The following is a 26,939-nucleotide window of genomic DNA, read 5'->3' as shown; positions in this document are numbered from 1 at the left end:
GTTGGGTTGAATTCCGGCCCCCCTCCCCCCCCCCCCCCCCCTCCCCCCTCCCACCCCCTTTTTAAAACCAATGTCCCCACCCCCCCAAAAACTTCTGTTCCCCCGGCCCCTTGGGGGGGTTCCCCCCCCCCCCTCAAGCCCGCCGCTGCTCAAGCAAATCAAGGATGCTCAGCGCGGCCTCGGGAATCACCGTGCCCGGCCCGAAGATCGCCGCAGCGCCGTGGCTCAGCAGGAACTCGTAGTCCTGGTGCGGGATCACGCCGCCCACGATCACCAGGATGTCCTCGCGCCCCAGCGCTTTCAGCTCGGCCACCAGCTCGGGCAAGAGGGTCTTGTGCCCGGCGGCCAGACTGCTCATCCCCACCACGTGCACGTCGTTCTCCACGGCCTGGCGCGCCGCTTCGGCGGGCGTCTGGAAGAGCGGGCCCACGTCCACGTCGAAACCCATGTCGGCATAGGCCGTGGCCACCACCTTGGCGCCGCGGTCGTGGCCGTCCTGGCCCAGCTTGACGATCAGAATGCGCGGCTGGCGGCCCTCCTGCTCGGCGAAGGTCGCGCAGCGCGCCCGCACGCTCCGGAAGCTCTCCATCTCCTCGGCCTCCCGGGAATACACGCCGCTGATGGAGCGGATCACGGCCTGGTGGCGGCCGTAGACCTCCTCCAGCGCCAGGCTGATCTCGCCCAGGCTGGCCTGGGCCGCCACGGCCTGCACGGCCAGCTCCAGCAGGTTGTCCTCTTCCTCGGGATGGGCCGCGCACCAGGTGAGGGCCTTGAGGGCCGCCTGGCAGCGCGCCTGGTCGCGCCCGCTCCGCAGGCGCCGCAGGCGCTCGATCTGCGCCGTGCGCACGGCCGTGTTGTCCACCTCGAGGATCTCCATCTCCTCGCGCTCCGTGCGCAGGCAGTTCAGCCCGACGATCACGTCTTTGCCCGAATCGATCCGCGCCTGGCGCCGGGCCGCGGCCTCCTCGATGCGCAGCTTGGGCAGCCCGCTCTCGATGGCCTTGGCCATCCCGCCCAGCTCCTCCACCTCTTGGATCAGGCTCCAGGCCCGGGCGGCCAGGTCGTGGGTCAGGCGCTCCACATGATAGCTCCCGCCCCAGGGATCCACCACCCGGCAGAGCCCGCTCTCCTCCTGCAGGACCAGCTGCGTGTTGCGCGCGATCCGTGCGCTGAAGTCCGTGGGCAGGGCGATGGCCTCGTCCAGGGCGTTGGTGTGCAGGCTCTGGGTGTGTCCGCCCGCCGCGGCCAGCGCCTCGAGGCACGTGCGCGTGACGTTGTTCCAGGGATCCTGCTCGGTCAGGCTCCAGCCGCTGGTCTGGCAGTGCGTGCGCAGGGCCAGGCTCTTGGGGTTTTTGGGGTTGAAGGGCTTCAGCAGCCGCGCCCAGAGCAGGCGGGCGGCGCGCAGCTTGGCCACCTCCATGAAGTGGTGCATGCCGATGGCGAAAAAGAAGGAGAGCCGCGGGGCGAAGGCGTCGATCTCCAGCCCCGCGGCCAGGCCGCTGCGCACGTATTCCAGACCGTCGGCCAGGGTGTAGGCCAGCTCGAGGTCCGCCGTGGCGCCGGCCTCCTGCATGTGGTAGCCACTGATGGAAATGCTGTTGAAACGCGGCATCCGCTGGCTCGTGTAGCGGAAGATGTCGGCGATGATCCGCATGCTGGGCTGGGGCGGGTAGATGTAGGTGTTGCGGACCATGAACTCTTTGAGGATGTCGTTCTGGATCGTCCCCGCCAGCTTCTCGGGCGTCACGCCCTGCTCGGCCGCGGCCTGGATGTAGAGCGCCATCACGGGCAGCACGGCCCCGTTCATGGTCATGGAGACGGACATCTGGTCCAGCGGGATCTGATCGAAGAGGATCCGCATGTCGAGGATCGAGTCGATGGCCACGCCGGCCTTGCCCACGTCGCCGGAGACGCGCGGATGATCGCTGTCGTAGCCCCGGTGGGTGGCCAGGTCGAAGGCGATGGACAGGCCCTTCTGCCCGGCGGCCAGGTTGCGCCGGTAGAAGGCGTTGCTCTCCTCGGCCGTGGAAAAGCCCGCGTACTGGCGGACGGTCCAGGGCTGGGTGGCGTACATGGTCGGATAGGGTCCGCGCAGGAAGGGCGGCAGCCCGGCCGTGGAACCCAGGTGGGTCAGACCCGCCAGGTCGCGGGCGTCGTGGCGGCCGGGGACCTCGATCTGCTCCGCCGTCATCCAGGCGGCCTGCGTACTGCGCGGCCGGCCCAGGCCGCTGCCGGCGGCCACCTGCCAGGGCGTGGTGCTGAAGTCGGGTAGGCGGCTCATGCGTGCTCCTCCAGGCGCTGCAGGACGGGGATCAACACTTCGGGCAGACTGGCCTTCAGGTGCAGGAAGCCCTGCACGCCCGCGGCGCGCAGCGCGTCCAGCTGCTCCGGGGGATGGCCGGCCAGCAGCAGCAGGGCCGGCGCGCGGCCGGCCGCCCGCTCCGCCTCCCGCAGGGCCGGCACGAAGACCGGGACCAGTTCGGGATAGCTCTCGTCGCTGGAACAGCAGACCACCACCGCGGCGCCGGACTGCGCGGCGGCAGCAGCGGCCGCCAGCGGGTCGGCGTGGCCCTCGTCCTGGCCGCAAGGCAGCCCGGCCACGGCCAGGAAGCCGCGGCTGAAGTCCGCCCGGGCCTTGTGCTGCTTGAGCGGGCCGAAGGTCGCCAGCCAGACCGGCGGCAGTCCCTGCCCCGCCAGGCGCGCACCCTGCTCGCGCAGGGCCTCCAGCTCCTCGGCCAGCCGGCGCCGGGGCGGGATGGCGAAGTCGGCGGCGGGCGGCGGCGGGACGGGCGCCCCAGGCTGGCCCCAGTCGGGCAGGGTCTCGCCCAGGTTGGGATAGGCGCTGGTGCCCACCAGGGTCTCCCGGCGGCGGGCCAGCCGGGCCTGCCGGCGCTCGCCGGCTTCGCGCAGCCAGGCCTGGGGCAGGCCCTCTGCCAGGGCGGCCCAATAGCCGCCGGCGGCCTCTAGCTCCTGGAAGAGCGTCCAGGCCCGTTCCGCCAGGGCCGCGGTGAGACTCTCCACGTAGGCGCTGCCCCGGGCGGGATCGGCCACCCGGGCCAGGTGGGCCTCGTCCTGGAGGATCACTTGGGCGTTGGCGGCCAGCCGCCGGGCCTGGGCGTCGGAGGCTCCCAATCCTTCGGCCAGCGTGGGCAGGTGCAGGAAGTCCGCGCCTCCCGCGGCGGCGGCGAAGCCCGCCAGCGCGACGCGCAGCAGGTTGACCCAGGGATCGCGCCGGGTCTGGTGGCGCAGGGAGCCCCGGGCGCCCAGACGGATGCCCCGCCCTTCCGGCGGCACTCCCGCGGCCTCCAGCCAGCGCGCAGCCAACAGACGGGCGGCCCGCAGGCGCGCGAGGCTCTCGAAGAGGTCGCGGCTGCTGGAGAGCTCGTGCTCGCTCTTCTCCAGCAGGGTCTCCAGCGGCACGCCCACGGCTTCCAGCTCGCGCGCGGCCGCCGTCCAGGCCGACAACCAGAGGGCCAGCTCCTGGGCCGAGGTGGCGCCGGCCTCGTGGGCGGCCACGCCGCTGATCCGCAGGGTGGCCGCGGGGGCTGCGGGATCCTGCCAGAGCGCGGCCAACTCGCCCGCCGCGGCGGCGGGATGGCGGCCCTGGCGCAGCCCGGCCGTGGTCCAGTCGCAGAGCAGGCGGCGGGTGACAGAGGTGGGCAGGGCGGCCAGCAGGCCCGCGCCCCGGGCGGGTTCGGCGCCGCAGGCCAGTTGCAGGATCGCGCCACCGGGCTCCCAGCCCTCCAGCAGCTCGGCCAGGCGGGCGGGTTCCAGCGGCCCGTTCGCCGCTTCCAGCCGCTCCAGGCTGAGCGGCAGGCTGGCCTGGCCGCGGGCGTCCAGCTCCTGCAATTCCGCGCGCAGCTCGGCGGGGGTCGTGGACAGGCACTCCTGGCGGATTTCCCAGGCCCCGGGCCGCGCGGATTCGGGCCCGGCCGGATCCGTCAGCTGGACGTGCGGCAGCCGCTCCAGGTCTTCCAGCCAATAGAGGGGTTCCAGCGACAGGCCGTCCTCGCTCTCGCCGCGCAGGCTGGCCAGGGGCCGGCCCTTGAGACTCTCCTGGGCGCAGCGTTCCCATACCGGACGGGTCACGGGGGCGAATTCGCCCTGCGGCAACCCGGCGTGTGTCGACTCCATGCGTGCTCCTCTGACAAAATCGCCGTCCCGCTTCCGAAAGCTGGGAAGCCGGAACGCCGGACGCCCCCGGAGGGGCGATGAACTCCATGGCGGGCAAGGGCCTTTTTACGGGCTCCCGCCGCTGGATTTGGAATGGCAAGCCGCGTGCCGGTTTGAACGCGCCTGCGCCCACTAGGCGGGGAGGGGCAGATTCTTAGGGGTGGAGCTTTTTGAAGTCGGCGAAGTTGTGGACCACCAGATCCGCCCCGCGGCGCTCCAGCCACTCCTCGCTCTCCAGCTTGGCCAGCAGGCGGGACATGGTTTCCCGGCTGGTGCCGGCCATGGAGGCCAGGTCGCGTTGCAGAGGGAGGTCGGTCAGCACCATGTCGGCGCCCTCGTCCCGGCCCAGGTCGCGGCAGAGGTGGACCAGGGTGTTGATCACCCGGCCGCGGGCGTCCAGGCTGGAGAGGCTGACCAGCTGGGCGTCGGTCTTGCGGATCCGCCCGGCCATCAGCTTGAGCAGCGAGATGGCCACCGAGGGATAGGTGTGCAGGATGTCGAAGAAGTCCTTGCGGCGCAGGCTGAGCAGCTCCACCTCGTCCAGCGAGGTGACCGTGGCGCTGCGCGGGCCGCCGTCGATGATCGACAGCTCGCCGAAGAAGTCCGCCCCGCCCAGGATGGCCAGGATCACCTCCTCGCCCGAGACGTTGATGCGCGAGATCTTCACCCGGCCGCTGCGGATGATGAACAGCACCTGCCCCTCATCCTCCTCGAAGATGATCAGGTTGTTCTTGCGGTACTTCTTGGCGCTCAGGCGCTCGGCCACCCGCATCAGGTCGCCGTCCTCCAGGTCCTCGAAGAGGATCACGCTGCGCAGGAACAGGGGGTCCGTCATCATCTCCGCCTCCCAGAGGTCCGCTTGGCTGCCCGTGTCTTCATCCGCCGTCCCCGGACGCGCCGCCCAGTTCGAGGATCCGTTCCCGGACCGCGGGCAGCAGAAAGGCCTTGTCCAGATCCTCGCGCGCCAGGATGCGCGCCAGCACCTGGGCCCGTTCGAAGGTCCCCAGACGCCGATTGAGGATGATCAGTTCGTCGGAGCGCGAGCGGCAGCGCCCGCTGCGGAAACTGCCGCGTTCCACGCGCACGCGCAGGCCCAGGGCGCGGGCCGCCTCCTCCAGTTGGGACAGGAGCAGGCGTTCTTCCTCTTCGCGTTGGGTGCTGCGGGCGGCGTCCATGGGGAAAAGGTAGCGCCCGCGCGGCCGGCCTCCAAGCTTGGTGGGCCGCTCCGCGGGCTATCCGCCAGGGTGCTCTCAGAGCAACTCGTGCAGGTGGTTCTAACTCAACGCTCAGAGCAACTCATGAAGGCCTTCCTCTTTCAGCCGCTGGATCACCTGGCGGATCTCCTGGTCTTGGCTGAGCGGGCAGACCAGCAGGGCGTCCGGCGTGTCCACCACGATGGTGTCCTGCATGCCCAGCAGGACCACGGTGCGGCGGTCGGCCTGGACGTGGCAGTTGCGGCTGTTCACGAACAGCGCCTCGCCCTGGGTCGTGTTGCCCTCGCCGTCGCCCTCCAGCATGCGATGCACTTCGGCCCAGGTGCCCACGTCGTTCCAGGGGAAGCTGGCGCGGATCACCCGCACCTTGCCGGCCACGCGCGCGGCGGGCTCCATCACACCCACGTCGATGGAGACCGGGCGCAGACCCGCGTAGCAGGCGGCCAGCTCCGCGCCGAAGTCCGATTGCCCCGGTGCGCCCTGCAGGGCGGCGATGGCCTCCCAGGTCTCGGGCAGCCAGGTCTCCAGGGCGGCGATGAGCGCGTCGTTCTCCCAGACAAAGATCCCGCTGTTCCAGAGGAAGTCCCCGCTGCGCAGGAAGCGCAGGGCGGTGGCCAGGTTGGGTTTCTCGGCGAAGGTCCGCACCGGGTGGACCCCGGCGCTCAGCTCCTCCTCGCCGTGCTGGATGTAGCCGTAGCCCGTCTCCGGGCGATCCGGCGCGATGCCCAGCGTGACCAGATGGCCGCCCTGGCAGGCCAGCAGGGCGCGCTCCAAGGTGCAGAGGAATTCCTCGGCGTCCCCCACGAAGTGGTCGGCGGGCAGCACGATGACCCGCGAGTCGGGTTCCCGGTCGCGGATGAGCTTGGCGGACAGCGCGATGCAGGCCGCCGTGTTGCGTCCCACCGGTTCGCCGATCACATTCTCCGGCGGCAGCTCGGGCAGCAGCTCGCGGGTCCGCTCCACGTGGAGCGCGTTGGTGACCACCAGGATGTGCGCCGCATCCAGTTGGCCGCCCAGCCGGTGGACGGTCTCCGCCAGCAGGGGTTCGGCGCTGAACACCGAGAGGAACTGCTTGGGGCGCTCCAGCCGCGAGAGCGGCCAGAAGCGGGCGCCGACGCCGCCCGCCATGATCACGGCCCAGACGGAAGAGGTCATGGAATCCACTCCGGCAACTGAAAGACGATTCCGCCCTGGATCCAGCCCGGCAGCACGTCCACCGTGTCGGCCAGGGCCTGCCAGGGCTCGGCGGGCTGATAGGGCGCCAGGCGGCCCGGCGACCAGCTGCCCGAGCCGTCCCGGTCCTGGTAGAGGGCGAAGGTGACGGGGCCCACGGGGAGGCGATCCAGCGTCTGCTCCAGGCCCGCCGTGCTCTCGCGCTCGCCGCCAGCCCCGCGGATCACCAGGCGCCAGCCCACCTCGCGCGGGGCGCGGTTCCAGCTCCACTGCAGGCCGCCCGTCCGGGGCGGATCCACCGGGGCCGCGGGCACGGGCAGGCTGAACAGGGAGTCCGGCCAGAGCTGGGCGCCGCGCGTCAGGAAGCCGCGCTCGAAGCGCAGCAGGCCGCCGGGTTGGGCCGGCACCAGTTCCAGCCGGTCCGCCGCCCGGCGCCGCACGCCCACGGCCAGCGTGTCCTGCTCCACCACCTGGCGGACCCGGGTGGCGTCGGGCCAGACGGCGTGGCTGCTGCGCAGGGTCAGCCGGCCCGCTCCCCAGCCCTGGGTCAGGGCCTGGGTGTTGACCAGCGCCTCGCTCAGGGCTCCGGCGGGCGGGCGCAGGCTCAGGCTGTCCGAACCGTCACGCAGACGCAGCACGTGGGACAGCGAGTCCGCCGGCTCCGCCAGATAGAGGCGCCAGGCCGATTCCTGTGGCGCCAGGCCGGCAAGCGGCAGCCGCCGTCCGGCGGAGTCCAATAGTTCGAGGAGATCCAGCCGCAGGCTGTCGGCGGCGTGGGAATCGCGCAGGCTGTCCGCCCAGTCCGCCAGCGCCGGGGCCTCCAGCCAGCCGCGAAACTCCACGCGCTCCCGGTCCAAGAACTGGCCGCCGTCCAGCGACAGGCTGTCCGTCCAGAGACCGTGGGTCAGGCGCAGGAGAATCGGCAGGCGGGCCAGCGAATCCGGGGCCAGCAGCGACCGGCTGGGCAGGCCCGCGCGCTCGTTTAAGGGATCCCACCAGCCGTTGCGGTCCAGGTCCTCCACGGCCAGGGCCAGCCAGCGGCCGGGCGGCAGGCCTTCGAAGCGCACGCGACCCTGCTCGTCCGGGCTGCTGCGCCAGGGCGCGCGACCGAAGGCGCGGCGCGGGCTCTCCTCCAGCGGCCAGAGCCAGACCTGGGTCAACCCCTCCCGGCCCGCCTCCTCCACGCGCAGTTCCAGGGAAAGCGAATCCAACCCCTCCCCCGTGCTGAACGGGATGCGCAGGGGACGGGTCAGATGGTTGCCCGCCAGGTCGCGCAGACCGGTGCCCAGTTCCAGGGTCCAGGTGCGGCCCGCAGCCAGCGGCTGCTCCGGACGGATCCAGAGGTGCCGGCCGCGCCAGTCCAATTCCAGTTCGCCCTCCGGGCGCGGATTGAGCGAGAGCGCCGGGCGCACCGTGGCCCGGTCGACGTATTCGTTGAACAGGAGGTGGAAGCGCTGATCGCCCGGCAGTCCCCGGGAGCCGGGTTGGGGGCTGAGGACGCGGACCTGTGGCGCGTCGGCGTCGGGGGCCTCGCCGGGGGGCGGCTGGATGCGCGCGCAGCCGAGGATCAGCCCCGCTGTCAGCAGGAGGGCGGCCCGGCGGCCGGCGCTTGGGGTCGGCCGGATCATGCCTGTGCCGTCTCCATCAGGCCGTCAGCACGCGGCGAAACCACTCGATGGTGGGGGGCAAGCCTTCGCGCAGCGGCACGCGCGGCTCCCAGCCCAGCTTCTCCCGGGCCAGCGTGATGTCCGGCCGCCGCAGTTTGGGGTCGTCCTGGGGCAGGGGCAGTTCGACCAGAGTGGACGTGCTGCCCGTCAGCTGGATCACCTGCTCGGCCAGTTCGCGGATGGTGAACTCCTCCGGGTTGCCCAGGTTGACCGGCCCGATGAAGCCGTCCTGGCGCATCATGCGCAGCATGCCCTCCAGCAGATCGTCCACGTATTGGAAACTGCGGGTCTGGCTGCCGCTGCCGTAGAGCGTGATCGGCTCCCCGCGCAGCGCCTGCAGGATGAAGTTGGAGACCACGCGCCCGTCGTTCTGGGCCATCCGCGGCCCGTAGGTGTTGAAAATGCGGATCACCCGCACGTCCACGCCGTTCTGGCGGTGGTAGTCGAACATCAGGGTCTCGGCCACGCGCTTGCCCTCGTCGTAGCAGGAGCGCGGGCCGATGGGGTTGACGTTGCCCCAGTAGCTCTCCGGCTGGGGATGCACAGCCGGGTCGCCGTAGACCTCGCTGGTGGAGGTGTGGAGGATCCGGGCCCGCACGCGCTTGGCCAGGCCCAGCATGTTGATGGCCCCCATCACGCTGGTCTTCACCGTCTTGACCGGGTTGAACTGGTAGTGGATGGGCGAGGCCGGGCAGGCCAGGTTGAAGATCCAGTCCACCTCAAGCAGCAGGGGCTCGGTGATGTCGTGGCGGACGAACTCGAAGTTGCGGTCGTCCAGCAGCTCTTCCACGTTGGCCTTGGAGCCCGTGAACAGGTTGTCCAGGCAGATGACCTCGTGCCCTTCGCGCAGCAGGCGGCGGCACAGGTGACTGCCGATGAAGCCGGCCCCGCCGGTTACTAGGGTACGCATGGAACTCCCGAGTGAAGGACAAGCCCCGCCGCCGGAAGACGACGGGGCCGGGTAGACTAAATCCGTGTGGGCTACGGCCGGCCGATGGACTGGTACTCGAAGCCCAGCTTGCGCAGCTTCTCGGGCCGGTAGATGTTGCGGCCGTCGAAAATGATCGGCGTCTTGAGCAGGGTCTTCATCCGCTCGAAGTCGGGTTCGCGGAAGTCCGACCACTCGGTGGCCACCAGCAGGGCGTCGGCGTCGCGCAGGGCCTCGTAGTCGTCCGCTGCGTAGCTCACCTTGTCGCCCAGCCGGCGCCGGGCCTCGTGCATGGCCTCCGGGTCGAAGACCTGGAAGCGCGCGCCCAGCGCCAGCAGCCCCTCGATGATCTCCAGGGCGGGCGCCTCGCGCATGTCGTCCGTGCGCGGCTTGAAGGCCAGGCCCCAGAGGGCGAACACCCGGCCCGTGAGGTCGTCGCCGAAGCGCGCCCGCACGCGCTCCACCAGCAGGCGCTTCTGCAGGGCGTTCACCTCCTCGACGGCCTTCAGGATGCGGAAATCGTAGCCGTAGTCTGCGGCGGTGTGGATGATCGCCTTGACGTCCTTGGGGAAGCAGCTGCCGCCGTAGCCCACGCCGGAATAGAGGAACTGCGAGCCGATGCGCGTGTCGCTGCCGATGCCCATCCGCACGTTTTCCACGTTGGCGCCCACCAGGTCGCAGATCCGGGCGATCTCGTTCATGAAGGAGATCTTGGTGGCCAGCATGGAATTGGCCGCGTACTTGGTCAGTTCGGCGCTGCGCACGTCCATGGTGATGATCGGGTGGCCCGAGCGCACGAAGGGCCCGTAGAGTTCGAGCATGATCTCCCGGGCGCGCTCGCTGTCGGCGCCCACCACCACGCGGTCCGGCTTGAGGAAGTCGTTGATCGCCGCGCCTTCCTTGAGGAACTCGGGGTTGGAGACCACGTCGAACTCGTGCTGGGCCACGGCGCGGATGGCCTCGCGCACCTTGTCCGCCGTGCCCACGGGCACCGTGGATTTGTCCACCACCACCGTGTAGCCGGTGAGGGCGGCGCCCACCTGGCGGGCGGCGGCCAGCACGTGCTGCAGGTCCGCGCTGCCGTCCTCGTCCGGCGGCGTGCCCACGGCGATGAACACCACCTGGGACTTGGCCACGGCCGGGCCCGTCTCCGTGGTGAAGGACAGCCGGCCCAGCTTGACCACGCGGTCCAGCAGTTCCTTCAGGCCGGGCTCGTAAATCGGCAGTTCGCCCCGGTTGAGCATGTCGATCTTGCGCTGGTCCACATCCACGCAGACCACTTCGTTGCCGGTCTCGGCAAAGCACACGCCGGCGACCAGTCCCACGTATCCCGTTCCAATGACGGTGAGCTTCATGCGGTGACTCCACTGATCAGTTGATTCGCCAGGGCCAGCGACTCGAAAGTGCCGGCATCCGTCCACCAGCCGTCCAGGACCGCGCTCTGCAGCGTGCCCCGGCGGATGTATTCGTTGTTCACGTCGGTGATTTCCAGCTCGCCCCGACCCGAGGGCTTGAGGGTGCGGATGATGTGGAAGACTCCCGGGGAATAGAAATAGATGCCGGTCACGGCGAAGCTACTGCGCGGATGGGCGGGCTTCTCTTCGATTCCCCGCACCACGCCGTCCCGCACATCGGCCACGCCGTAGCGGCCGGGGTCCGGCACGTCCTTCACCAGCACCAGGGCCTCCGCGCCGGACTCCAGGAAGCGGCGCTGGGCTTCGTGCAGACTGGACTGGAAGATGTTGTCGCCCAGCAGCACGAGCATGGGGTCCTCGCCCACGAAGCCCTCCGCCAGGCCCAATGCCTGGGCGATGCCGCCGGCCTCGTCCTGCACGCGGTAGGTGATCCGGCAGCCGAAGGCCCGGCCGGAACCCAGCAGGTTGACCACCTCGCCCATGTGTTCCAGGCCGGTGACCACCAGGATGTCCTGGATGCCCAGCTCGAGCAGCTTTTTGAGGGGATGGTGGATCATGGGCTCGCGACCCACGGGGAGCAGGTGCTTGTTGGTGACCTTGGTCAGGGGATGCAGCCGGGAGCCCGTGCCGCCTGCCAGGAGGATGCCCTTCATGATGTCCTTCCAACTGGCAGCCCGCTGCCACAGCTTGACCGGGCCGGGATCCCGCGGGTCCGCCGCGGCACGCGCCGCAGTCCGCTACGGTCGCCGGTGGGAAGGTAAAGAACCGACCTCGCTCCTCAAGGGGTGACGGTGACCGGGGTCAGCTTCTCGCGGGCCTCCGGGCGACGCGCGGCGTCCCGGCTGGAATCCGGCTCGTCGTAGGGCCGTTCGGCCAGCAGGCCCGTTTGGGCCGGGTCCGCTGCCGGATCGACACCGGGCGCGAGCAGCGAGTCCACCACGGGTGTCGGTTCCGCCAAGCGGGCCGCACTTTCCACCGGCAGGCCGGCGGGGGACTGGCCCGACCAGCGGGTCACCAGGCCCAGCACCAGCACGGCCGCGGCGCCCGTGGCCACCAGGGCCAGCGGCCGCCACCAGAGCGGCGACCGGCGCTCCACCAGCAGGGCCTCCGGCGGGGCGGCCTCGGCCAGGAAGGGATCCTCCTCGAAGCGGCCGGCCTGGGGATCCACGCCCGTCGTCCGCAGGTGCTCCAGGCGCTGCTGCAAGGATCCCTCGAAGCCCGTCGGCGCCACCTCCGCCAGGGAGCCCAGCCCGGCACGCAGCCGGCCGATCTCCTCGACCTGCAGGCTGCAGGCGGCGCACCCGGCCAGGTGGTCGCGCAGCTCGGCGTCCAGGGGATGCGCGGAAGCTTGCAGGAGCCAGTCCCACGCTTCGTTCGAAACCGTCTGGCAAGGAATCATGGGCGCTCGTCCTTGATCTGCTGGGACAACAGGGTTTGCAGCCGGCCGCGGGCGCGGTTGATCCGGCTTTTCACGGTGCCCAGGGGCACATGGAGCATCTCAACGATTTCCTCGTAGGAAAGTTCCTCAATCTCGCGCAGCAGAATGACTTCCCGGAATTCGTCCGGCAGCTGGTCGATGGCGGCCCGCACTTTTTCCACGGTCATGTTGCGGTGGACCTGGGCATCCACGGAAGGACCGGGATGGGGCAGCTCGATGGCCCGTTCGGAGGGATCGCGCGGCTCCAGGTCCACGCGCGGCTCGCGGGCCTGCCGGCGCATCTCCGAGCGCACCAGGTTGGCGGCGATGGTGAACAACCAGGTGGAGAAGCGCGCGATGTTGCGGTACTTCATCTTGTGGCGCCACAGGCGGATGAAGCTCTCCTGCAGGATGTCCTGGGCCAGCGGCGGGTTGCGCACCATCTGCTGGATGAAGGTGTAGAGCCGGTCCTTGTAGCGGCGCACCAGCTCGTCGAAGGCCAGCGGGTCCTCCTCCTGGAAGCGGAGCATGACCTCCTCGTCCGTCAACGGGGCCAGCGGATTCACTGGGTTCTGCATAAGCGGACCACCAACTGGAATAGAATCTGCGCCGGCGGCAGCGCGCTTTCGCCCTTCAGCCCCAGGTCCGCCTCGAGGATCAGGCGCAAGGCCTCCTCCACCCGGGGCAGGGTCCAATTCCGCGTCTGCTCCAGGCTGCGGCGCACCAGCCAGTCCTTCTGGCCCAGGCGCTCGCCGATCTCCCCCTCCCCCAGTTTCTGGTCGCGCAGCTGGCGCATGAACCAGGTGCGGCCCAGGCTCTTGCCCAAGAGGGGCACCAGCGTGTAGGCGCTCTCCGGCTGGTGCAGCAGGCTTTGCAGGATGGCCAGGGCCGCGCCCGTCCGACCCTCGTAGATCGCGTCCAGCAGCTTGAAGGGATTAGCGTCGGGCTCCATGCCCAGGGCCGTGGCCAGGTCCGCCTCGCTGATGGTGGCGCCGGAGCCCGCCAGCAGGCAGAGCTTCTCCACCTCCTGGCCGGCCATGCGCAGGGGTGTGGGCCCCAGCTGTTCCGCCAGTTGCTGGGCCTGGGGGGCGGGCAGCGTGCAGCCGGCCCGCGTGCAGGCATCTTCCAGCCAGGCGGCCAGCTGATCCGGGCTCAAGGGGTTGAATTCGTAGACGTCGCCCAGTTCCTGGACCCGCTGCCAGACCTTGCGGCGCTTGTCCACGCTGGCGGCCAGCAGCAGCAGGCAGGTGGAGGGCGAAGGCCGCTCCAGATACGTGGCCAGATCCGTCAACAGGGCGGCGGGTGCCTTCTCACAGCGCCGCAGCACCACCAGCCGGCGCTCGGCCATCATGGGAAAGGAGGCGGCTTGGGCGAAGAGCTCCTCGCGCTTCACCTCGTCGGCCTGGAACAGGTCGCGGTTGAAGTCGGCCATGGCCGGAACCGTGGTGTGTTCCCAGAAGAGCTGGAAGGCCTCCTCCAACAGGAACTCCTCTTCCCCGCAGAGCAGGACCACGGGCGGCAGCGGCCCCGCGGCCAGTTCGGCCGGGCTGGGCAGCCGGCGCTTGGCGGCCGGCTTGCGCGGCGCGCTGGCGGTCCGGGCGGCGCTCACGGGCGACTCCGCCGGCGTTCCACGGCGTCCAGGAAGGCCTCGAGCAGGGCCTGGGTGCTGGGCGCCTGGGGCATGCGCTCCGGGTGCCACTGGACGCCCAGGGCGAAGGACGCGCCCCGCAGGCGCACGGCCTCCACCACCTCGGGCTCGCCCGCGGCCGTGGCCAGGATCTCCAGTCCCTCGGCCACTCGGCGCAAGCCCTGGTGGTGCGTGCTGGTGACCCGCGCCCCGTCCAGGCGGCGGCTCAGCTCGTCGCCCGGCAGGACGCCCTGCACGCAGTGGATCAGTTGAAAGGGATCCTCGCAGCCGGGATGTCCGGGTCGGCCCGCCTGGCGCTCCAGATCCTGCCACAGGCTGCCGCCCAGGCTGACGTTCAGCTGCTGCATGCCGCGGCAGATGCCGAACAGGGGCAGCCGGGCCGCCAAGGCCTGCTTCACCAGCGCGTCTTCCCAGCGGCTGCGGGCGAACTCGTCCTCCGTCAGCGGCAGGACCAAGCCGCCGGGCTCCAGCTCCGCCTCGCCCCACAGGCCCGGATCCAGGTCGCTGCCCCCTGAGAGCAGCAGGCCGTCCACTCGTCCCAGCAGGTCCCCGGCCCGGGCAGGATCCGCTCCCACCGGCACCAGCAGCGGCTGCAGGCCGGCGGACTCCAGCAACTCGCAATAGGTGGTCAACAGGTAGTCCAGTCGGTGACCCGTGCGCCAGGGACGCTGGCGAGCGGGATCGGAGCTGCGCTCCAGACTGACGGCGATCACCGGCCGCATCAGAGATTTCCAAACAGCAGGGCGACCACGCTCAGCAGCACGCAGTAGCAGGCGAACAGGGTCAGGCTGCGGCGCCGGATGGCGATCAGCAGCCACTGCAGGGCCAGGTAGCCCACCACGGCGGAACTCAGGAAGCCGGCCAGCAGCGCACCCAGAGGCAGTTCCGGCCCGCTGCCCGCACCCAGCAGATCCAGGGCCTCGAGAAAGGCCGCGCCGGAAACCGCGGGAATCATGATCAGGAAGGAGAAGCGCGCCGCTTCCACCGGGCGCAGGCCCACGGCCAGGCCCGCCACAATGGTGGAGCCCGAGCGGCTGATCCCCGGCAGGATGGCCAGGGCCTGGGCCAGGCCGATGGCCAGCGAGCGCCAGGGGCCGTTGTCCTCGGGCAGGCGGTCGCCGCGCCGCAGGCGGTCCCCGACGAAGAGGATCGCCGCCGTGCCCAGCAGCAACAGGGCCACCAGATGCGGGTCGCCGAACAGGGCGGTGATGGGGTCCTTCAGCGTCAGGCCGATCACGCCCGCCGGAATGCTGGCCAGCAGGATGGCCAGGATCAGGCGGCGGCGGCGCGCGAGTTCGGCCGGCGGCAGGCGCCGGGCCCAGGCCGGAACCAGGGCGGCGATCAGCTCGGCCAGGTCGGCGCGGTAAGCCACCAGCACGGCCAGCAGGGTGCCCAGGTGCAGCAGGACCTCGAACAGGATGTTGGCATGTCCATCGCTGAACAGTCCCAGGGCATGTTCCCCCAGCACCAGGTGCCCGGAGCTGGAGATGGGCAGGAACTCGGTCAGCCCCTGCAGGATGCCCAGGAGAATCGCTTCCAGCATCAACGCGTCCTTTCCGCCAGGGTGCGACGGCCCAGCACCCGATATTCACGACCCGTCCAACCCAACAGGAGCGGACCCTCCGCCTGGGCCGCCCCCAGTTTCAGCGAACCGGCGAACAGGCTGGGCTCGCGCAATTCGCCCAGTTCGCGCTCCAGTCCGCGCCCGCTGCGCCGGGCCCGTTCGGCGGCCAAGAGCAAGAGGCGCACCGACTCGTAGGAGCGGCTCTCCAGCGTGTTGGGGCCGCGACCCTGCCGGGCCTGGACCTGGCTGCGGAAGGCCTGCCAACCGGCCGTCCCCGCGGGCCCGGCCAGGTCCGCCACCTCCGCGGGCAGCCAGTCCGTCAGGATCAGCAGGCGGCCCGCCAGACTGGCCGGCACCCGGTTCCCCAGCGCCTCCAGCAGGCCCGTGTCGCCCACGACGTGCACGCCGGCCGGCGCGGCGGCCAGCGCCTCCGCCAGGGCCGGACCCTCGCGCGGGCTGCCCAGCACCAGCCAGACTCCCGGGGCGCCCGAGCCGCCCTGGAAGAGCAGCAGGTTCTCCAGTTGCCGCTCCAGATGGCGCGCCCCGAAGAAGTACCACTGCTTCTGTCCCAGCTCCGGGGCGGGCGCGCGGCCGTTCAGCCAGCCCTCGAAGCCGTCCACCAGGCGCATGGAGGCCCGGGTGGCCGGTCCCAGCGTGCCCACCTGGCCGGCCCGCAGGCTGTCCCGGGCCAACTCCGCGGCCAGGGCGCCGACGCTGGCGGGATCCAGCCCGAAGTGCAGCAGGCGCCGGTTGAGGCTGGCGGGGGCCGGACCCTCATAGCCCAGGGCCAGCACAGGGACGGCCAACTCCAGCCCCGTGGTGGCGGCCAGATAGCCGGGCAGGCCCGGCAGCAGCACGGCGTCCGCCGCCTGCGCCGCGCACAGTGTCAGCTGCTCGCGCGTCAACAGAGGGTCGGACTGACAGTCCCAGACCACCAGCTCGCAGGGCGAGCCCGCCGCCCGGGCCTGCTCCAGCGCGCCTTCCACGCCCAGTTTGAGCGCCTGGCCCACGGCCGCGTCCGGGCCGCTCAGCGGCACCACCAGCAGCAGACGGCCGCGGATCCCGCGGCTCTGCCGGTGGGCGCGCCACCAGTCCCGGTCGGCCCGGTCCGCCGTCTGTTCCAGCCGCAGGCGCACGCTGTCGGTCAGGGCCTCGTCGGCCAACTGGTCCAGCAACCGGGCCGCCCGCGCGCTCCACTCGGACTCCGGCCGGCCGGCCGCCAGCCGCAGCAGGCGCGGCGCCGCGGCCTCCGGACCCAGCCGGCGCAGCACCCAGCGCGCGCTCCACCAGTCCGCCGCCGTCTGGCACGGGCTGCAGGGCCAGTCCTTCAGAAAGGCCGCCCGGGCCTCGGGCAACCGGGAATCATCCTCCCACTCCGCGCGCAGCCACAAATCCAGACAGGCCCAACCGCCGCCGGGATCCGTCCCCCCGGCCAGGCCCTGGTCCACCAGACCGCGCAGGGCCGCGGCCTGCCCGGAGTCCTGGGGAGCGCCTTCCAGCGCCAGGGCCAGCGCCCGGGGCCAGTCCGGATCCGGCTCCAAGCCCTGGGCCGGGACTCGCCCCACTCCCAGAGTCAGCAGCAGGCCCAGCAGCAGGCGCAGAGCGGGCAGGCACAGAGCGGGCAGGCACAGAGCGGACGCGCGCGCCATGCTCATTCCACGGTAACGGATTTGGCCAGGTTGCGCGGCTGGTCCACGTCGCAGCCCCGCTTGACGGCCGTGTAGTAGGACATCAACTGCAGCGGGATGGCCGCCAGGATGGGCAGCGTGATGGGCTGGGCCTCGGGGATCAGGATGATCTCGTCGGCCAGCTCCGCCAGCTTGGTGTCCGCGCGGGTGGCCACCACCACCACCTTGCCGCGCCGGGCCCGCACCTCCTGGATGTTGGAGATCACCTTCTCGTAGTTGTCGTCCCGGGGCGCGATGACGATCACGGGCATGTTCTCGTCGATGAGCGCGATGGGCCCGTGCTTCATCTCCGCCGCCGGATAGCCCTCGGCGTGGATGTAGCTGATCTCCTTCAATTTCAGCGCGCCTTCCAGCGCCACCGGGAAGAAGGTCCCGCGTCCCAGGTAGAGGGCGTTGTTGTGGCCGGCCAGCTTCTCGGCGATGACGCGGATGTGCTCGGAGCCGTCCAGGATCTCCTGGACCCGGCCGGGCAGGGCGCGCAGCTCGTCCACCACCTGGCGGCCGTGGTTGTAGCCCAGGTTGCGCAGCCGGCCCATGTGCACGGCCAGCAGGATCAGGACCACCAGCTGGCTGGTGAAGGCCTTGGTGGAGGCCACGCCGATCTCCGCGCCGGCGTGCAGGTAGACGCCGGCGTGGCTCTCGCGGGCGATGGCGCTGCCCACCCGGTTGCAGATCCCCAGCACCAGCGCGCCCTTGCGCTTGGCCTCCTTCATGGCCGCCAGCGTGTCCGCCGTCTCGCCGGACTGGCTGATGGCGATCACGCAGCAGTCCTCGTCGATCACCGGGTTGCGGTAGCGGAACTCGCTGGCGTACTCCACTTCCACCGGGATGCGCAGCATGTCCTCCAGGATGTACTCGCCCACCAGGGCCGCGTGCCAGGAGGTGCCGCAGGCCGTCAGGATCAATCGCTTGCAGGCCTTGAGGCGGTCGATGACCGGCGCGATGCCGCCCAGCCGCACGCCGCCCTCCTCGGGCAGCAGGCGGCCGGCGAAGGCGTCGCTGATGGTGCGCGGCTGCTCGAAGATCTCCTTCAACATGAAGTGCGCGTAGCCGCCCTTGTCGATGCGCTCCAGCTCCTCGGCCAGCTCGATGGCCTCGCGCTCCACGGGCTGCATGTCCACGGTGAAGACCGAGACGTCCGAGGCTCGCACCACGGCCATCTCGCCGTCCTCGAGCACGATGAAGCGGTCCGAGTGGCCCACCAGAGCCTGCTGGTCGCTGGCGATGAAGGACTCGTCCGCCCCCAGCCCGATCAACAGAGGCGAGCCCATCTTGGCCACCACGATGCGGTCGGGCTCGTCCTGGTGCAGGACGCAGATCCCGTAGGCGCCGCTGACCAGCCCCAGCGCGATGCGCACGGCCTCGGCCAGGTCGCCGTGGTAGTGGCGCGCGATCAGGTGCACCAGCACCTCGGTGTCGGTCTCGCTGCGGAAGACCACGCCCTCGGACTTGAGCTCCTCGCGCAGCGGCTGGTAGTTCTCGATGATCCCGTTGTGGATCAGCGCCAGCTTGCCGTCCGCGCTCACATGCGGATGCGCGTTGGCCTCGCTGGGCACGCCGTGTGTGGCCCAGCGCGTGTGGCCGAAACCCACGTGCTCCGAGCGCGCCCGGCTCACCTTGAGGCTGAGTTGGCTGACCTTGCCGACGGTCTTCAGCACCTGCAGGCCGTGCTCGCCCAAGAGGGCCACGCCGGCGGAGTCGTAGCCGCGGTACTCCAGCCGCTTGAGTCCGTCCAACAGGTAAGGCACGGCCGGTTTGGGGCCGATGTATCCCACGATGCCGCACATCCGCTTGTTCTCCTTGCTTGCCTTCTACTCAGGCGGACGGTCGCGCCGACGCGCCCGGCGACCCGGCCCCTTCCCGGACCCGGTCTGCGGTTGTCATTCCCATTCGATGGTGGCCGGGGGCTTGGACGAGATGTCGTAGACCACCCGGTTGATGCCCTTCACCTCGTTGATGATCCGGTTGGAGATCCGGCCCAGCAACTCCCAGGGCAGGCGGCTGAAGTCCGCCGTCATGGCGTCGGTTGAATCCACCACGCGCAGGGCCAGCACGTTCTCGTAGGTGCGCTGGTCGCCCATCACGCCCACGGTGGAGACCGGCAGCAGCACAGCCAGCGCCTGCCAGGTCCGGTCGTACCAGCCGCTGCTGCGCAGCTCCTCCACCAGGATGTGGTCGGCCCGCTGCAAAGTGGCGATGCGCCCGGCGCTCACCGGCCCCAGGATGCGGATGCCCAGGCCCGGCCCCGGGAAGGGGTGGCGCCAGAGCAGGCTATGGGGCAGGCCCAGCTCCTCGCCCACGGCGCGCACCTCGTCCTTGAAGAGCTCGCGCAGGGGCTCCAGCAGCTGGAAGTTGAGCCGCTCGGGCAGGCCGCCCACGTTGTGGTGGGTCTTGATGGTCTGGCTCGGGCCGCGGTGCATGACCGATTCGATCACGTCCGGGTAGAGCGTGCCCTGGGCCAGGAATTCGGCCCCGCCCAGCCGGCGCGCCTCCTCCTCGAAGACCTCGATGAAGGTGTGGCCGATGAGCTTGCGCTTGCGCTCGGGCTCGGCCACGTCCGCCAGCACGCTCAGGAAGCGCTCCGTGGCGTCCACGGCGTCGAGGTTGATCTTCAGGTTGTCGCGCATCATCAGCTGGACGGCCTCGAACTCGCCCTGCCGCAGCAGGCCGTTGTTGACGAAGATGCAGGTCAGCTGGTCGCCGATGGCGCGGTGGATCAGCGCCGCCGTGACGGTGGAGTCCACGCCGCCCGAGATGCCGCAGAGCACGCGGCCCGAGCCCACGCGCTGGCGGATCCACTCCAGCTGGCGCTCGATGAAGCGGCCGGGCGTCCAGCTGGGCTCGCAGCCGCAGATCCCGAACAGAAAGTTCTGCAGGAGCTGCCGGCCGGCCTGGGTGTGGTGGACTTCCGGGTGGAACTGCACGCCCCAGAACCCCGCCTCGGGCACGTGGATGGCCGCGCAGGGCGTGTTGGCCGTGGAGGCCAGGATCCGCGTCCCGGCGGGCGGCCGGGCCAGGGAATCGCCATGGCTCATCCAGACCGGACTCTCGGCGGGCACGCCCTCCAGCAAGGGGTCGGCCTGTTGGATGGCGAGCGTGGCCAGGCCGTACTCCCGGCGCGGCGAGGCCTGCACGTCCCCGCCCAGCAGCTTGCCGGCGATCTGCAGGCCGTAGCAGATGCCCAGCACGGGCACGCCCAGGGCGCGCAGGTCCAGGTTCAGGCCGGGGGCATCCTCGTCGTAGACCGAATTGGGGCCGCCGGAGAGGATCACGCCCTTGGGCGAGTGGGACAGGACCTCCTCCAGCCCGGCTCCGCAAGAGAGGATCACGGCGTCCACCTTGAGCTCCCGGATTTTCCGGGCGATCAGCTGGGTGTACTGGGAGCCGAAATCCAGGACCAGGATCTGGTGGGTCGTGCTCATCGCTCCTCCGGGGGCAGGCTGTCCAGCCGCCAGGGATCCAACATGCTGGACCAGGCGGGGTGGGTGAGGTCCAGGCGCAGGGGGGTCACGCTGACCCAGTCCGCGTGCACCTGATAATCGTCGTGTTCGGGTTCCAGGTCGTCCCCGTTCTTGGCGCCGTCCATCCAGTAGTAGAGCCGGCCGGAGGGGTCCCGGCGCTCGTGGAAGGCTTCATGGAAGCGGGCGTGGCCCATCCGCGAGACGCGGATGCCGTGGATGCGCTCCGCCGGCAGGTTGGGCACGTTGACGTTGAGCAGGACCTCCGGCGGCAGGGGCTGCGCCTGCTGGCGCGCCACCAGCAGGCGGGCCACGCGCACGGCGCTGGCCAGGCCGTCCGCCCACTCGCAGCCGGGACCGGCGGCCACGGAGAGGGCCAGGGCCGGCACCTCGGCGAAGGTGCCCTCGGCGGCGGCGGCCACCGTGCCCGAGTAGAACAGGTTCTGGCCCGTGTTGGCGCCCTGGTTGATCCCCGAGATCGCCAGGTCCGGCGGGTGGCCGGCGCAGAGCACGGTCAGCCCGAACTTCATCGCGTCGGCGGGCAGACCGCTCACCCCGTGGAAGCAGAGGCCCTGCTCCTCGTGCCGCAGGATGCGCAGGGGCTCGCGCAGGGTCAACCCGTGGCCCGTGGCCGAACAGTCGGCAACGGGCGCAGCGATCAGCACCTCGTGCTCGGCGGCCAGCGCGAGCGCCAGGGCGTGCAGGCCCGGAGCGCGGTAGCCGTCGTCGTTGCTCAGGAGGATTCTCACTCGGAGGGGCTCTCGTCTTCGTCCAGCGGGGCCAGGCTGGCGGGCTCCTGGTTCAGGAGGTGGCAGAACAGCCGGTGCAGCGTGGCCTTGAGTTCGGCGCGCGGCACCACCTGGTCCACGAAGCCGTGCTCCAGCAGGAACTCGGCGCGCTGGAAACCTTCCGGCAGGTCCTCGCCGATGGTCTGCTTGATCACGCGCGGGCCGGCGAAGCCCACCAGGGCGCCGGGCTCGGCCAGGATCACGTCCCCCAGCATGGCGAAGGAGGCCGAGGTTCCGCCGGTGGTGGGATCGGTGAGCAGGCTGACGAAGGGCAGGCGCTGCTCGGCCAGCTTGGTGAGCAGGGCCGAGGTCTTGGCCATCTGCATCAGCGACAGGGTGCCCTCCTGCATGCGCATGCCGCCGGAGGCGGAGAGGATCAGCAGGGGCTGGTGCTCGGCGATGGCGTGCCGGATGGCCAGGGCGATCTTCTCCCCCACCACGCTGCCCACGGAGCCGCCGAAGTGGGTGAAGTCCATCAGCGCGGCGGCCACGGGCAGACCCAGGATGCGGCCCGAGCCCGTCAGCACGGCGTCGTTCAGGCCCGTCTTGCGCGTGGCCGCGGCCAGGCGCTGGGCGTAGGGCTCCGTGTCCATGAAGCCCAGGAAGTCCCGCGAGACCAGGTTCTGGCCCAGCTCGACGAAGCTGCCGGCGTCGAACAGGATGTCCCGGTAGCGCCGGCTGTTGATCCGCATGTGGAAGCGACACTGGGGGCAGACCTCCAGGTTCTTCTCCACTTCCTTGCGGTAGAGGATCTGGCCGCACTTGTTGCACTTGATCCACAATCCATCGGGCACCGTGCTGGCCACGGCCTTGCGCGGTCCTTCGGGAGTGCGTTTGAACCAGCTCATGCGGACCTTCCTGCTTCTTGGTGGCGCCGAACAAAAGTAAGGAACCGGGCGCGGGGGTCAATCGACGGGGCGCGGGACCGGGTCAGTCTATGTCGTTGTCCAGCTTCAAACAAAACAACAGCGCGTCCTCGCCGTCGGAATAGTAGCGCGGGCGGCGCCCGGTGGCCGTGAAGCCCGCGCGGTGGTAGAGGCGCAGCGCCGGCTCGTTGGAGGCGCGCACCTCCAGCCAGACCACGCGGCCCTGCCGGGCGCGCACCTCGGCCAGGAACTCCAGCAGCAGGCGCCGGCCCCAGCCCTCGCCCTGGCGGGCGGGATGCACGGCGATGGAGTGCAGTTCGGCCTCGTCCGCCGCCAGCCGGCCCAGGGCCGCGCCCCAGAGTCGGCCCTCCCGGCACAGGCCCAGCGCCAGCACGCCCTCGCCGCCCAGGGCCGAGGCCAGCAGGTCGCCGGGCCAGGGATCCTGGGGAAAGCAGAGTTGCTCCAGAGCCTCCATCTCCCGCAGGTGGCGCTCCTCCAGGCGAATCACTTCCATGCCGGATCCTCCAGCCAGCGCCAGACCTGCAGGGCCTGGCGCGTCTGCGCCACGTCGTGGACGCGCAGCACGTGGACGCCCTGCGCGGCGGCCCAGAGGGCGGCGGCCAGCGAGCCGCCCAGGCGCTCGTCCGGCGGGGAGGCGGGCTGGCCGGCGGTCTCCTCCAGCTGACCGATGAAGCTCTTGCGCGAAGCGCCCAGCAGCAGCGGGTGGCCCAGTTCGCGCAGGCCGGCCAGGGTGCGCAGCAGGGCGCGATTGTCCTCCAGGCGCTTGCCGAAGCCGATCCCCGGATCCAGCAGGATGCGCTCCCGGGGCAGGCCGCGGGCGGACAGGTCGGCGGCCCGCGAGCGCAGGAACTCCGCCACCTCCAACGCCACGTTCTCGTAGCGCGGGGCCTCCTGCATGCCGGCGGGTCGGCCGCGCATGTGCATCAGCACATAGGCCAGCGGCTGGCTGACCACCCAGGGCAGCAGCTCCGGATCCCGCCCTCCGGCGCTCACGTCGTTGACCAGCACGGCGCCGGCTGCCTGGGCGACGGCCGCCACGCTCCGGCGCTGGGTGTCGATGGAGAGCCAGGCCGGCAGGTCTGCGGGCAGGGCGCGCAGCACGGGTTCGACCCGGGCCAGCTCCTCGGCCTCGTCCACCGGCGCGGCGCCGGGCCGGGTGGATTCGCCGCCCAGATCCACGATCTCGGCTCCCGCCGCCACCAGCGCGCGCACCTGGTCCAGGGCCCGGCCGGGCTCCTGCCAGCGGCCGCCGTCGCTGAAGGAATCCGGCGTCAGGTTGACGATGCCCATCAGCAGGGGCCCGCGGCCGGGCTCGCGCAGGCGGCGCAGCAGGGCGTCCAGCGGGCGGGCCATCAGCGCGCTCCGCCGGATAGGGAATCCAGCAGCCGGCGGGTGGAGGCCAGCTCGTCCGCCGGGCCGCCCAGGGCCAGCCGCCGCTCGAGCGTGCGGCGCGCGACCTCCCGGTGGCCCAGCTTGTGGTGCGCCAATCCCAGCAGGTGCAGGCTGGCGGGCGGGCTGCCCAGGGCGACGGCCTGCTCGAGGGTCGGGATGGCCGCGGCCCACTCCCGGTGGATCACGTGCAGCTGGCCCAGGTTCAGCCAGGGTCGGGCGTCCCCGGGCAGGCGCGTGCAGGCTTCCCGGTAGCGGCGCCGGGCGGTGGGATAGTCCAGCACCTCGTAGGCGATGTTGCCGCGCAAGAGCAGCAGTTCGCCGTGCCCCGGATAGGCGCAGAGGGCCCGGTCCACGGCAGCGCCGGCCACGGAACCGCGCTGGCTGGCCAGCCAGTCCGGCACTTGCTCCAGCAGGGCGGGCACGAAGACCGGGCAGAAGCTCAGGCAGCGCAGGCGGGCCTGGACCCGGTTGTCGTAGCCGAAGGGTTTCAGACGCGAAGGAGCCAGGTGGGCCAGCTGCCAGTAGATCAGCGGATGGCCGGCCTCCAGGGCCAGGGCGTTGGTCAGGGCCTGCCCCACCTGCTCCCAGTCCCCCTGGCGCGCGAACCAGAAGCCCGCCGCCAGCCAGGGCTCGGCCCCCAGCGCGGCGCCCGAATCCGCCCGAGCCAGCGCGCGCCCCAGTCCGTCCACGACCTGGGAGGCCGGGGCGCCCAGTGCGCCCAGCAGGTCGGTCCGGCGCAGATCCTCCCAGGCCGGCAAGGTTCCTGTGGGCAGCTCCAGCCAGAGCCGAGCCGAGTCCGCCACGGGGACGTAGAGCGGGGCCCACTCCGCTCGCCAGGCCGCCGCCGGGGCGGGCGCGCCAGGGAATTGGCGCGTCAGCAGCTCGTGCAGCGCGGCGGCCAGGGCCGCGTGGCTCGTGTCCGCCGCCGCCTGCTGGTCGTCCAGCGTGCAGACCTGCCAGCGCAGGTGCCAGAGCCGCAGGCTGGGAGCCTCCGGCGGGCCGCCCAGCTGGACCAGGAAACGCACGTTCAGGGCCTCCAGCAGCTGGCGGGCTTCCTCCGCTGTTTCCGGCTGGGCCCGGCCCGGGGCCAGCAGGTGTTGGGTGATCCTCAGCTCCAACGGCTGGCCATCCCAGCGCAGACCGCCCGCCAGCTGGGCCGCGCGCAGACCCTGCTCCGCCCGGGCGAAGACCGCCACAGCGCCTGCGGGCTGGTCCGGCGGCCAGAGCAGCAAGTTGGGCGGCGCTTCGGGCGGCATGCTGCGGGCGCGCAGCAGCACGTGCAAGCCGAGCAGGATCAGCCAGCCGCCCCCCAGCCAGGCCGTGGGACGGCGATCCCGGAACACGCCGATGGGCCGGATCACCAGATAGAGCAGCGCAGGCCAGAGGCCCAGCGCGGGCAGCAGCCAGAGGGCCCCGCCGGGCAGGCCGCCGCCGGCCCAGTTCCACAGGCGCAAGAGCTCGCTCATGGTCCCACCTTCAGATGGAGCCGGTCCAGCCGGGCCGCGCTGCGCGACTCGGCGCCGCTCTGCAGCAGCAGTTCGTTGCTCCCCGGTCGCAGCAGACTGGAGACCGGCCAGCTGCGGGTCTGCCCGCCCTCCTCCAGCTCCAGATCCCGGGCCAGCACGGTGCCGTTGAGGCTCACCGTGAGCAGGGCCCCGCGGGTCAGGGTCAGCGGATAACGCCGGCCCGAATCCCGCGCGCTCAGCTCCAGCACGGCCGGCCAGCCGGGTTGGGTCTCCCGCGGCAGGTCGAAGGTGAAGCGGGCGGCCTGGGAACCGCCGGGCCGGCGGTCATGGAAGGCGCGCCCCAGCAGCAGGCCCGCGCGCTCCAGCTTGGGTCCGCGCTCCCGATCCGGCGTGAAGGTCGCCCCGGGCATGACGTAGCCCCGCTCGGCCAGGGTCAAGCCTTGGACGCCCGGCGCGGCCGGACTCCAGCCCAGGCTCAATCCGGCCACGTGGCGCACGGACACGCTGGCGGGCGCCGTCGCCGTCAGGGTCAGCGGGGCGGGCGGCAGCAGGCCGGGCAGGGCGGGAAAGCGCAGGTTGAGCGGCAGGTCGCTGCGCGGGATCAGGCAGCGGCCCCGGCCCAGCACGCGCTCCCCCTGCACGATCTCGGCCTCTGCGGGGCTGACCCGGACTTCCACCACGCCTTCCCGGGCCGGCAGAACCAGGGTCCGCGCGCCGCCGCCGCGCAGCAGCGTGTCCAGCAGCGGCCGGCCGGCCAGTTCCACCACGATGCGATGCGCTCCCCCCGTCAACTGGCGCGCCGCCGCCGGATCCAGGACCCGGCCGTCGACCTTCAGCCGGTAGGCGGGATCCCAGTTCTGCCAGGTGAGTCGCAGGGATTCGTCGGGGTGCTCGGGCACGCCGGCCGGCTGGCGCAGGGCCTTCTCCAGCAGGGGGGCCAGTCCCACCGCCGGGGGCGCGGCGGGCGGCGCGGCGGCAGGCAACCCGCCGGCCTCGGCCGCGCCGCTGTCGGCGGAGAGGGCGGGCGCCGGGGCCTGCATGCTCAGCTGGAACTCCACCTGCTCGGGCAAGCGGGCCGGATCCAGCCGCACGGAGAGGGGTTGGGCGAAGTGGCCGGGCAGGCGCACCTGCAGGAGGGCGGGTCGGGCGCCCGGCGGCAGCTCCGCCGGCGTGTGCAGGCCGGTGAAGGCCAGGTCCAGCCAGATCTCGGCCCCGGCGGGCGTGCTGAGCACGCGCACGGTTCCCGGGGCGGGTTGGGGTTTCAGCAGGAGCCAGCCGGCCAGCCCCGCCGCCAGCAGCAGGGGCAGGATCCAGACCAGCGGTCGCCAGGGCACGGGACGGGGCGGCGGATCGGCGGAGCGAAAGCCCTGCCCGGCCAGGTAGACCGGTTTGGGGCTCATGGCAGGGGACGCAGCCGGATCTGCACGTCCAGCTCGCCGCGGGGAGCCAGTTTCAACACCACGAAGGGCTCGTCGGCGGGCAGGTAGCCGGCGTGCCGCACTTCCAGCAGGTGCTCGCCGGGGTTCAAGTCCAGACGCGCGTCCGTGACCTTGCCCGTGTCCTGGCCGTCGACGATGATGTGCGCGCCCGGCACATTGCAGAGCACGACCACGCTGCCGCGCTCATCCAGCAGGTACCAGATCGCCAGGCCCGCCAGCACCAGGCCGCCCGCCAGCCAGGCTGCCAGCTTGAGCCAGATCTTGCGCCGGGCCTCCTCCAGGTTCTCCACGTTCTCTTCGTAGTCGAAGTAGCCTTCGCGGGCGAGGATCTGCTTGCGGGTCAACCACTCCGAGTCGCCGTTCTCGTTGATGTACTCGTAGTAGTCGGGGGAGTTCTGGTAGTAGGCGCGGGCTTCCTCGGCCATGATCCGGCGCCGGGCCTGCTCCTGCTGGAACAAGACCTCGGCGTGCTGCCGGGCCTCGTCCTCCTGGACGCGGCGCTGGTCGGCGGCCTCGATCTGGCGGCGCACCTCCTCGCGGATCTGCGCCTCCTGCTGGGAATCCAGGGCCGCGCCGCCGGCGGGGCGCCCCTCCGCGTCATCCGGCAGGTGTTCCGCCATCG

Annotated in this window: 24 protein-coding genes; all 24 read right to left on the bottom strand. The window is 71.4% G+C overall.

All coding sequences use genetic code 11. The annotated features are described in order from the left end of the window. Nucleotides 1–133 precede the first annotated feature (133 nt). Complete coding sequence (gene scpA, locus WC326_07295) at nucleotides 134–2,281, bottom strand: methylmalonyl-CoA mutase (GenBank protein MFA7330861.1); 2,148 nt, start codon at nucleotides 2,279–2,281, stop codon at nucleotides 134–136. Then, nucleotides 2,278–4,134, bottom strand: coding sequence for a methylmalonyl-CoA mutase family protein (locus tag WC326_07290; protein ID MFA7330860.1), 1,857 nt, complete (start codon nucleotides 4,132–4,134; stop codon nucleotides 2,278–2,280). Before WC326_07290 ends, scpA begins: the two co-directional genes overlap by 4 nt. A gap of 193 nt (nucleotides 4,135–4,327) precedes the next feature. Further along, nucleotides 4,328–5,011, bottom strand: coding sequence for a Crp/Fnr family transcriptional regulator (locus WC326_07285; protein MFA7330859.1), 684 nt, complete (start codon nucleotides 5,009–5,011; stop codon nucleotides 4,328–4,330). A gap of 37 nt (nucleotides 5,012–5,048) precedes the next feature. Next, on the bottom strand, nucleotides 5,049–5,348 hold the full coding sequence (locus WC326_07280) for a hypothetical protein (GenBank protein ID MFA7330858.1): 300 nt from the start codon (nucleotides 5,346–5,348) through the stop codon (nucleotides 5,049–5,051). Nucleotides 5,349–5,459: 111 nt separating this feature from the next. Beyond that, nucleotides 5,460–6,542: a mannose-1-phosphate guanylyltransferase gene (locus WC326_07275; protein MFA7330857.1), complete on the bottom strand. Its 1,083-nt coding sequence runs from the start codon at nucleotides 6,540–6,542 to the stop codon at nucleotides 5,460–5,462. Further along, nucleotides 6,539–8,188, bottom strand: a complete 1,650-nt coding sequence (locus WC326_07270) for an Ig-like domain-containing protein (GenBank protein MFA7330856.1) — start codon at nucleotides 8,186–8,188, stop codon at nucleotides 6,539–6,541. The genes WC326_07275 and WC326_07270 overlap by 4 nt, the downstream gene beginning before the upstream one ends. 16 nt (nucleotides 8,189–8,204) lie before the next feature. Continuing rightward, on the bottom strand, nucleotides 8,205–9,137 hold the full coding sequence (locus WC326_07265; protein ID MFA7330855.1) for a UDP-glucuronic acid decarboxylase family protein: 933 nt from the start codon (nucleotides 9,135–9,137) through the stop codon (nucleotides 8,205–8,207). 71 nt (nucleotides 9,138–9,208) lie between these two features. Continuing rightward, nucleotides 9,209–10,510 carry a UDP-glucose/GDP-mannose dehydrogenase family protein gene (locus tag WC326_07260; protein ID MFA7330854.1) on the bottom strand — a complete coding sequence of 434 codons (1,302 nt, stop codon included), beginning with the start codon at nucleotides 10,508–10,510 and terminating at the stop codon, nucleotides 9,209–9,211. Next, nucleotides 10,507–11,223 carry a sugar phosphate nucleotidyltransferase gene (locus tag WC326_07255; GenBank protein ID MFA7330853.1) on the bottom strand — a complete coding sequence of 239 codons (717 nt, stop codon included), beginning with the start codon at nucleotides 11,221–11,223 and terminating at the stop codon, nucleotides 10,507–10,509. The genes WC326_07260 and WC326_07255 overlap by 4 nt, the downstream gene beginning before the upstream one ends. Before the next feature lie 125 nt (nucleotides 11,224–11,348). Beyond that, nucleotides 11,349–11,969, bottom strand: a complete 621-nt coding sequence (locus WC326_07250) for a hypothetical protein (protein ID MFA7330852.1) — start codon at nucleotides 11,967–11,969, stop codon at nucleotides 11,349–11,351. Continuing rightward, nucleotides 11,966–12,565: a sigma-70 family RNA polymerase sigma factor gene (locus WC326_07245; protein ID MFA7330851.1), complete on the bottom strand. Its 600-nt coding sequence runs from the start codon at nucleotides 12,563–12,565 to the stop codon at nucleotides 11,966–11,968. Before WC326_07245 ends, WC326_07250 begins: the two co-directional genes overlap by 4 nt. After that, entirely contained in the window at nucleotides 12,550–13,596 is a 1,047-nt protein-coding gene (holA, locus tag WC326_07240) for a DNA polymerase III subunit delta (GenBank protein MFA7330850.1), read from the bottom strand. Before holA ends, WC326_07245 begins: the two co-directional genes overlap by 16 nt. Further along, nucleotides 13,593–14,357 carry a gamma-glutamyl-gamma-aminobutyrate hydrolase family protein gene (locus WC326_07235; protein MFA7330849.1) on the bottom strand — a complete coding sequence of 255 codons (765 nt, stop codon included), beginning with the start codon at nucleotides 14,355–14,357 and terminating at the stop codon, nucleotides 13,593–13,595. Before WC326_07235 ends, holA begins: the two co-directional genes overlap by 4 nt. Beyond that, the gene (locus WC326_07230; GenBank protein MFA7330848.1) at nucleotides 14,357–15,178 is read right to left on the bottom strand and encodes an undecaprenyl-diphosphate phosphatase; all 822 of its coding nucleotides are present in this window, start codon (nucleotides 15,176–15,178) and stop codon (nucleotides 14,357–14,359) included. Before WC326_07230 ends, WC326_07235 begins: the two co-directional genes overlap by 1 nt. Then, nucleotides 15,178–16,848: an ABC transporter substrate-binding protein gene (locus WC326_07225; GenBank protein ID MFA7330847.1), complete on the bottom strand. Its 1,671-nt coding sequence runs from the start codon at nucleotides 16,846–16,848 to the stop codon at nucleotides 15,178–15,180. The genes WC326_07230 and WC326_07225 overlap by 1 nt, the downstream gene beginning before the upstream one ends. Nucleotides 16,849–16,850: 2 nt before the next feature. Then, a complete protein-coding gene (gene glmS / locus WC326_07220) occupies nucleotides 16,851–18,674 on the bottom strand; it encodes a glutamine--fructose-6-phosphate transaminase (isomerizing) (GenBank protein ID MFA7330846.1) in 1,824 nt (607 codons plus the stop codon). A 93-nt stretch (nucleotides 18,675–18,767) separates the two neighbouring features. Beyond that, on the bottom strand, nucleotides 18,768–20,309 hold the full coding sequence (guaA, locus tag WC326_07215) for a glutamine-hydrolyzing GMP synthase (GenBank protein MFA7330845.1): 1,542 nt from the start codon (nucleotides 20,307–20,309) through the stop codon (nucleotides 18,768–18,770). Then, complete coding sequence (surE, locus tag WC326_07210) at nucleotides 20,306–21,094, bottom strand: 5'/3'-nucleotidase SurE (protein ID MFA7330844.1); 789 nt, start codon at nucleotides 21,092–21,094, stop codon at nucleotides 20,306–20,308. The genes guaA and surE overlap by 4 nt, the downstream gene beginning before the upstream one ends. Further along, nucleotides 21,091–21,981 carry an acetyl-CoA carboxylase, carboxyltransferase subunit beta gene (accD, locus tag WC326_07205; GenBank protein MFA7330843.1) on the bottom strand — a complete coding sequence of 297 codons (891 nt, stop codon included), beginning with the start codon at nucleotides 21,979–21,981 and terminating at the stop codon, nucleotides 21,091–21,093. Before accD ends, surE begins: the two co-directional genes overlap by 4 nt. A gap of 82 nt (nucleotides 21,982–22,063) precedes the next feature. After that, a complete protein-coding gene (gene rimI, locus WC326_07200; GenBank protein ID MFA7330842.1) occupies nucleotides 22,064–22,513 on the bottom strand; it encodes a ribosomal protein S18-alanine N-acetyltransferase in 450 nt (149 codons plus the stop codon). Beyond that, nucleotides 22,504–23,373: a dihydropteroate synthase gene (gene folP, locus WC326_07195; protein ID MFA7330841.1), complete on the bottom strand. Its 870-nt coding sequence runs from the start codon at nucleotides 23,371–23,373 to the stop codon at nucleotides 22,504–22,506. The genes rimI and folP overlap by 10 nt, the downstream gene beginning before the upstream one ends. After that, nucleotides 23,373–24,878 carry a hypothetical protein gene (locus WC326_07190; protein ID MFA7330840.1) on the bottom strand — a complete coding sequence of 502 codons (1,506 nt, stop codon included), beginning with the start codon at nucleotides 24,876–24,878 and terminating at the stop codon, nucleotides 23,373–23,375. Before WC326_07190 ends, folP begins: the two co-directional genes overlap by 1 nt. After that, nucleotides 24,875–26,278, bottom strand: coding sequence for a hypothetical protein (locus WC326_07185; protein MFA7330839.1), 1,404 nt, complete (start codon nucleotides 26,276–26,278; stop codon nucleotides 24,875–24,877). The genes WC326_07190 and WC326_07185 overlap by 4 nt, the downstream gene beginning before the upstream one ends. Continuing rightward, the gene (locus WC326_07180) at nucleotides 26,275–26,937 is read right to left on the bottom strand and encodes a carboxypeptidase-like regulatory domain-containing protein (GenBank protein ID MFA7330838.1); all 663 of its coding nucleotides are present in this window, start codon (nucleotides 26,935–26,937) and stop codon (nucleotides 26,275–26,277) included. Before WC326_07180 ends, WC326_07185 begins: the two co-directional genes overlap by 4 nt. Between the last annotated feature and the right edge of the window lie 2 nt (nucleotides 26,938–26,939).

It is taken from the genome of Candidatus Delongbacteria bacterium, from assembly GCA_041675285.1.
GTDB lineage: Bacteria > CAIWAD01 > CAIWAD01 > CAIWAD01 > CAIWAD01 > CAIWAD01.
The sequence above is the reverse complement of the archived record's forward strand: the minus strand, read 5'-3'. Positions and strand labels throughout refer to the sequence as shown.

What these genes read in the sequence shown, in the direction of transcription:
- scpA (MFA7330861.1), bottom strand. Translation starts at nt 2,281, where the DNA reads ATGAGCCGCCTACCCGACTTCAGCACCACGCCCTGGCAGGTGGCCGCC.
- WC326_07290 (MFA7330860.1), bottom strand. Translation starts at nt 4,134, where the DNA reads ATGGAGTCGACACACGCCGGGTTGCCGCAGGGCGAATTCGCCCCCGTG.
- WC326_07285 (MFA7330859.1), bottom strand. Translation starts at nt 5,011, where the DNA reads ATGATGACGGACCCCCTGTTCCTGCGCAGCGTGATCCTCTTCGAGGAC.
- WC326_07280 (MFA7330858.1), bottom strand. Translation starts at nt 5,348, where the DNA reads ATGGACGCCGCCCGCAGCACCCAACGCGAAGAGGAAGAACGCCTGCTC.
- WC326_07275 (MFA7330857.1), bottom strand. Translation starts at nt 6,542, where the DNA reads ATGACCTCTTCCGTCTGGGCCGTGATCATGGCGGGCGGCGTCGGCGCC.
- WC326_07270 (MFA7330856.1), bottom strand. Translation starts at nt 8,188, where the DNA reads ATGATCCGGCCGACCCCAAGCGCCGGCCGCCGGGCCGCCCTCCTGCTG.
- WC326_07265 (MFA7330855.1), bottom strand. Translation starts at nt 9,137, where the DNA reads ATGCGTACCCTAGTAACCGGCGGGGCCGGCTTCATCGGCAGTCACCTG.
- WC326_07260 (MFA7330854.1), bottom strand. Translation starts at nt 10,510, where the DNA reads ATGAAGCTCACCGTCATTGGAACGGGATACGTGGGACTGGTCGCCGGC.
- WC326_07255 (MFA7330853.1), bottom strand. Translation starts at nt 11,223, where the DNA reads ATGAAGGGCATCCTCCTGGCAGGCGGCACGGGCTCCCGGCTGCATCCC.
- WC326_07250 (MFA7330852.1), bottom strand. Translation starts at nt 11,969, where the DNA reads ATGATTCCTTGCCAGACGGTTTCGAACGAAGCGTGGGACTGGCTCCTG.
- WC326_07245 (MFA7330851.1), bottom strand. Translation starts at nt 12,565, where the DNA reads ATGCAGAACCCAGTGAATCCGCTGGCCCCGTTGACGGACGAGGAGGTC.
- WC326_07235 (MFA7330849.1), bottom strand. Translation starts at nt 14,357, where the DNA reads ATGCGGCCGGTGATCGCCGTCAGTCTGGAGCGCAGCTCCGATCCCGCT.
- WC326_07230 (MFA7330848.1), bottom strand. Translation starts at nt 15,178, where the DNA reads ATGCTGGAAGCGATTCTCCTGGGCATCCTGCAGGGGCTGACCGAGTTC.
- WC326_07225 (MFA7330847.1), bottom strand. Translation starts at nt 16,848, where the DNA reads ATGGCGCGCGCGTCCGCTCTGTGCCTGCCCGCTCTGTGCCTGCCCGCT.
- glmS (MFA7330846.1), bottom strand. Translation starts at nt 18,674, where the DNA reads ATGTGCGGCATCGTGGGATACATCGGCCCCAAACCGGCCGTGCCTTAC.
- guaA (MFA7330845.1), bottom strand. Translation starts at nt 20,309, where the DNA reads ATGAGCACGACCCACCAGATCCTGGTCCTGGATTTCGGCTCCCAGTAC.
- accD (MFA7330843.1), bottom strand. Translation starts at nt 21,981, where the DNA reads ATGAGCTGGTTCAAACGCACTCCCGAAGGACCGCGCAAGGCCGTGGCC.
- rimI (MFA7330842.1), bottom strand. Translation starts at nt 22,513, where the DNA reads ATGGAAGTGATTCGCCTGGAGGAGCGCCACCTGCGGGAGATGGAGGCT.
- folP (MFA7330841.1), bottom strand. Translation starts at nt 23,373, where the DNA reads ATGGCCCGCCCGCTGGACGCCCTGCTGCGCCGCCTGCGCGAGCCCGGC.
- WC326_07190 (MFA7330840.1), bottom strand. Translation starts at nt 24,878, where the DNA reads ATGAGCGAGCTCTTGCGCCTGTGGAACTGGGCCGGCGGCGGCCTGCCC.
- WC326_07185 (MFA7330839.1), bottom strand. Translation starts at nt 26,278, where the DNA reads ATGAGCCCCAAACCGGTCTACCTGGCCGGGCAGGGCTTTCGCTCCGCC.
- WC326_07180 (MFA7330838.1), bottom strand. Translation starts at nt 26,937, where the DNA reads ATGGCGGAACACCTGCCGGATGACGCGGAGGGGCGCCCCGCCGGCGGC.